The organism is Aggregatibacter kilianii (genome assembly GCF_003129965.1).
Classification (GTDB): domain Bacteria; phylum Pseudomonadota; class Gammaproteobacteria; order Enterobacterales; family Pasteurellaceae; genus Aggregatibacter; species Aggregatibacter kilianii_A.
In genome coordinates, this window is record NZ_NRCJ01000014.1 from 69,516 (window position 1) to 74,753 (window position 5,238).

A 5,238-nucleotide genomic window follows, 5' to 3' on the forward strand; every position below is an offset into this window, starting at 1 on the left:
GTTTTTATTGACGTTATAAGGAATGAATGCCGCCTTTTCAGGGTCCAATGTTTCAGCGTCATCGGTGAGAATGAGGCGGTGTTGTCCGTTATTTTGATCAAAATAATAAAAAATACCTTCTTCTGCCGCAATACGCTGTAAAAAAGCAAAATCCGTCTCCTGATATTGCACACAAAATTCACGTTTCGGATGGGCATTACGCAAAATAAAAGCATAATCTGCCACTTTATTTTCGGCTAATATTGTAGAAAGAATAGTTTGAATATCTTTTTGTTGAAAAATACGTGAATTATGTCGCAACGTCGCCCGCCATAAATCCGGTGTAATTTGTAGTCGGTAATGTGCTCTTCTAAATCCGATGTCCCCTTCTTCAAAGACAGAAACCATTCCCGAAATCGTTTGAATCAACTCACCATCCTGCCAAATGGATAATGTGGCATTATTGTCTAAAATAGCACCGGCTTCGAGTTCGGTATTTGTACTGCTTGCCGAAACATCTAAATAAAATAAATCGTTGTAACGGGAGGTATATTGAAAATCAATAACTGAAAACGTTGTGGGAGGCAACCCGTTTACGGTTAAGGTAAATTGCAAACCACTCGGCGGGCGTTTAAATAATGAAGTTAGCAGATCAACCGGAGACATTGTCTCCGCTGCATTACCATTCATGGCTTTTAATGCTTTCGATTGTGCAACGCGATTACTCACTTGCTGAACCCGATGAATCACATCTTTTGCCACCGCAATCGCCTGTGTGGTTTGAGCAATTGCTTGCTGGGCTTTAGCAGCTTTAGCCGCCAGTTTTTCATTCCCGGTTAAATCCGCGATCGTGCCAACACCGCCGGCAAGTGAACCAATTGAAGAAAGATCGGCATTTTGTGCAACTTGTTTAACTTTATCGGCAATAGTTTTGCCCGCAGAAACAGCATTTGAAGCTTGAGAAATTTTATCCTGCACCTGATGAATTTTTTCTGCCACATTGCCGGCACCGGCAAGATCGGCAACCTTCCCCACCTGCTCAGAAGCCTGAGATAAAGTATTTACATTAGATAAGACGTCTTTCACCATCGGAAGTTACCTTAGATTTTCAAGAAAATTGACACTAAATAAACCGGCATAGGATAGCATAAAATTTAAGTGAATAAGAAAAGTTTAAATAGAATTTTTTGCATAATTTTATTGTAAAAAAATGACTTTTACAGGATACTTAACACCCATATTTTTAATGATAAATATTCCGACCAATTTCCCAATAATTAACCCAAAATAAAGAAAAACAATGACAACACATAATTACCACTTCAATGAAGGCTCCATCACCCTGCCAACCTCCTGGCAGGACCAATCCATGAACGTATTCGTCCTCCCTGACGACAGCGGCATTAATTTAGTCATTAATCGCGCCCCCGTGCCTACCGGTATGAGCAGTGACGAGTATTACCATCAAGTCATCCACCAATTCCAACATAACCTCAAAAATTATCGCGAAATCGCACAGGAAATCGTCGAGCTGGACAATCAGCCCGCCCATCTTTTGGAATATCAATGGCAAACGCCCGAAGGTGTGATGTATCAGTGCACCTTATTGCAAATCCGCAATGAGTTGCTTTTAACCTTTACTTACACCTCCACTACGCCTTTTACAAAAAAACAACGTGAGGCGATGTTGGCGATTGTTTATACCTTTAAAGCTGCTTCCGATAAGCAAAACTAATTTCGATTCCAATAAATAAAATAACGCATAGGTTTATTTATGTCCGGCTCTACCGATATCGTATCCCGTATTACCCAGAATATTAGTGGGTTTCAGTATTCCAAAGTTAACATTACCGGTCCGACCGAAGTCGTAACGCCAGCCGCCCGGGTCGGGGATATTATTAATCACACCAGTTTTTGGGCGGCGCTTGCCGGGGCAGTTGTTGGGGCTGTTATTGCTGCCGGAGTTTTTGCGCTCGCATCAGTTGCAGTCGCAGCGGTAGGTATCACCGGCGGGATTGCCGCCCCTGTCGCGGCAGCGATACTGGGCACTGTCGGCACCATTGCACTGTCGGGAGGAATAGGTGCCGTTACCGGCGCTGTAACGAAGTTTGTTGATGAAGCCATCGGTGGAGAGCCGAGCGGACCGATTGTCAAAGGTTCTTCGGATGTGAACGTAAACGGTAAACCACTGGCGATGGTTGACCAAGCCTTAAGCGTTGCCTGCACCCGCCATTCCCCACCACAAAAAATTGCGCAAGGCAGTAAAACGGTTACGGTAAACAACCAGCCGGTAGCCCGTAAAGGCGATAAAACCGAATGTAGCGCAACCATTGCAGAAGGTTCACCCGATGTATTTATTGGCTCCGGACAAGAAACCTATGTAGAAATGAAAAGTGAGTTTACCGGTTGGCAACGGGCGATATTATTTGCCGTGGATTTTGTCATTCCTCCTACGGCAATTTTTAGTAAAGGGCTATTCAAAGGGTTATCTAAGATAGGCAAAATTGCTGCCACAAAAGGTGCTCGCGCAGGTGCCGCAGTTGCCGCACGAATGGCGGGTAGAGCCGCAAAAGGCCTTGCCAAGAGTGCCGCCCGCAAGGCAAAAAATGCCGCAAGGCTGGCGAAAGCTGCCGGGCGTGGTGCAGTAAAAGGCGCAAAAGCGGTTGGGCGTGGTGTCGCGAAAGGGGCGAAAGCCGTCGGACGCGGACTTGGCAAAGGCGCCAAACAAGCAGGCAAAATTGCCCGCGGAAAAACCTTAGGTTGCGCCAAGAATGCCTTTAAAAATAATAAGGGTTTCAAACGTTTCACCGAGGCCGGTAAAAAATTCATTAAAGGTGACCCGATAGATGTACTCACCGGTCATGTCGTAGAACAACGTGTGGATTTCACACTGGGGCAAACTTTGCCACTCTCTTTTATCCGCACTTGGTCCCGCCATAAAGACGAAAATCAATCCGAAGGCTTATGCGGCGCTTACTGGACGGATAACTTCTCCGAATATGCCGAGGTGTCCGATAACGGACAGTTAATTAAGATTGCGACCTTTGAAGGCACCTATTTACGCTTTGCGTTACCGCACGGTAGTCTCGAATCCTTCAACCCCGACCATCCGCAATATGCGCTCATCCGTCATCGTGAATATCTAGAATTATTCAATCGCGATACGCGCATTGCCAAACTGTTCTATTTCATTGACACCCCGGAAATCGATGATGCTGATGATATGGACGATGACCATGCCGACTCCGAAGCGGCGCTAACCTACCCGCCGCTGACCGACGGTCGCTATCTCATTTCCGCCTGGCTTGACACTTTCGATAACGTGGTGCAGTTCCACTATAACGAACAGTCCTGGTTGGAATCCGTGTCCCACACCGATGGCATGATTTTAACCCTCGACTATCAAGGCGAGTGGCTACATTCCATCACCCGTGTGGATAACGGGCAACAACAGGTACTGGTGACTTATACCCAAAATGAACACGGACAGCTTATCGAATCCGATGCTCTGCTCGATTATCACCTGTTCTATACCTATGACAACCACGCCAATCTAACCCGCTGGGAAGATAAAGACCACACTTGGGTAGATTATCACTATGACGCACAGGGACGGGTGATCCACAGTCACGGTGCCGACGGCTTCTATCCGGTATGGTTTGACTATGCCGACAACCAAACCCGGGTACGTGACAGCAAAGGCAATGTCACGGTGTATGACTTCGACCCGCACATCATGAAGCCTCTTGCCATCACTTCCCCGAATGGCGCAGTCACCCGTTTTACCTATGACCTACATGGCAATCTGTTAAATCAGACGTTCACTGACGGCACACAAGTGAGTTTTTCCTATCTGGAACAAACCGGTCTGGTCACCGCCTTTACCGACCCAATGGGATATCAATGGCAATATGCCTATAACGAAGACGAACGCCTCGTGCGTATTGAAGACCCCATTGGTCGGGTGTGGACGTCACAGGAAGAAAAAACAGATGAAAATGCCACCGCACTTTTCACCGCCCCGGACGGCAGCCAAACCGCCTTTGTGCGCAATGAATTCGGGTTATTAACCCATGTGGTGTCCAAGTCCGCCCAACAAAGCGCCCGGGCACAGTTACAGGCAGCATTCCGTTATGACCCGCGTCATCGTTTAATTGAAACGCAGGATGCCGAACAACGTCGCATTCAGCTTACCTATAACGGTGAAGACCAAATCAGCCAATTGCAAAGTGCCGGCGGTAAATTCTGGCAGTATGGCTACAGTCGCCATCAGAAGCTTGCCCATATCCATCGTCCGAACCAAAGTACGGAAAGTCAGACCTATGACCGTCACGGCAATTTAGTGAAATACACCGATGCCAACGGCGTTATCTGGCAGCTGAAATACGGTGCTTTTGACTTACTGAGGGAGAAAATTGACGGTGAAGGCAATGTTTGGTGTTATGACTATGACAAAGACAGTCTAAAACTAAGCCGTGTCACCAACCCGAAAGGCGAACATTACACCTATACCTTCAATGCCGACGGGCAGGTAGAAAGCGAAACCGACTTTGCCGGAAATCAGTGGCATTACACCTATTACCCGAACGGCAGCTTACAGACATTGACCGACGGCGAAGGCAATCAAACTCACTATACCTACAACGCCAACGGACAACTGATTCAACTCAATACGTCTGATGATGCCATCAGCTATACCTATGACAAGGCAGGCAGAGTCACCCGTATTCAATCCACCGACAGCACCCTCACTTATGTCTATGACATTAACGACCGGGTGATTGAGGAAACACAAAACACACATAAAATCCACCGCACTTTTGATGAGGCAACCAACACCGTCACCCGCCGTCTATATCCGAACGGACAACAAGAACCGATTACCACTACCTACAAATACAACAACGTGGGTGAGCTGGTTGAGTTGACCTTGCCAAATTGGGATAGTGAAGCGGAAAAAGCACAAACAACGACAAGCGCACAAACAACGCCAAACACAACCGCACAAGTAAGTGCATTACACAAACTTACTTTCTTGTACGACGAAGAAGGTAACGAAATCAGCCGCCTCTCCAACCTCGGCTTTATCCTCAATCAGCAGTTCAATGAAATGAATCTGCCGATACGCCAACGTGCCGGACATGAACCGCGTACCCACTTCGACACCACCGAACTGCGCCTAACCGGTATTGATGGTCCGAGCTTTGCCGAACTGAACCGTACTTATCAATACGACAAAGCCTTAAACACCATTGCCGC

3 protein-coding genes are annotated in these 5,238 nt (G+C 47.0%); 2 read left to right on the forward strand and 1 reads right to left on the reverse strand.

Features of this window, described 5'->3' with window-relative positions:
• Window positions 1-1,068 (reverse strand): type VI secretion system tip protein VgrG (gene vgrG, locus DK430_RS13135; RefSeq protein WP_162616841.1); only part of this gene is annotated, 1,068 nt, incomplete at its 3' end.
• A gap of 211 nt (window positions 1,069-1,279) precedes the next feature.
• On the opposite strand from vgrG, the gene DK430_RS10885 reads away from it, so the two are divergent.
• Together DK430_RS10885 and DK430_RS10890 are read left to right on the forward strand one after the other, a co-directional pair.
• Window positions 1,280-1,714 (forward strand): DUF1795 domain-containing protein, encoded by a 435-nt coding sequence (locus DK430_RS10885; protein WP_109079085.1) that lies wholly within the window; start codon window positions 1,280-1,282, stop codon window positions 1,712-1,714.
• A gap of 39 nt (window positions 1,715-1,753) precedes the next feature.
• The coding region (locus DK430_RS10890) for a PAAR domain-containing protein (protein ID WP_109079086.1) at window positions 1,754-5,238 on the forward strand (3,485 nt) is incomplete at its 3' end.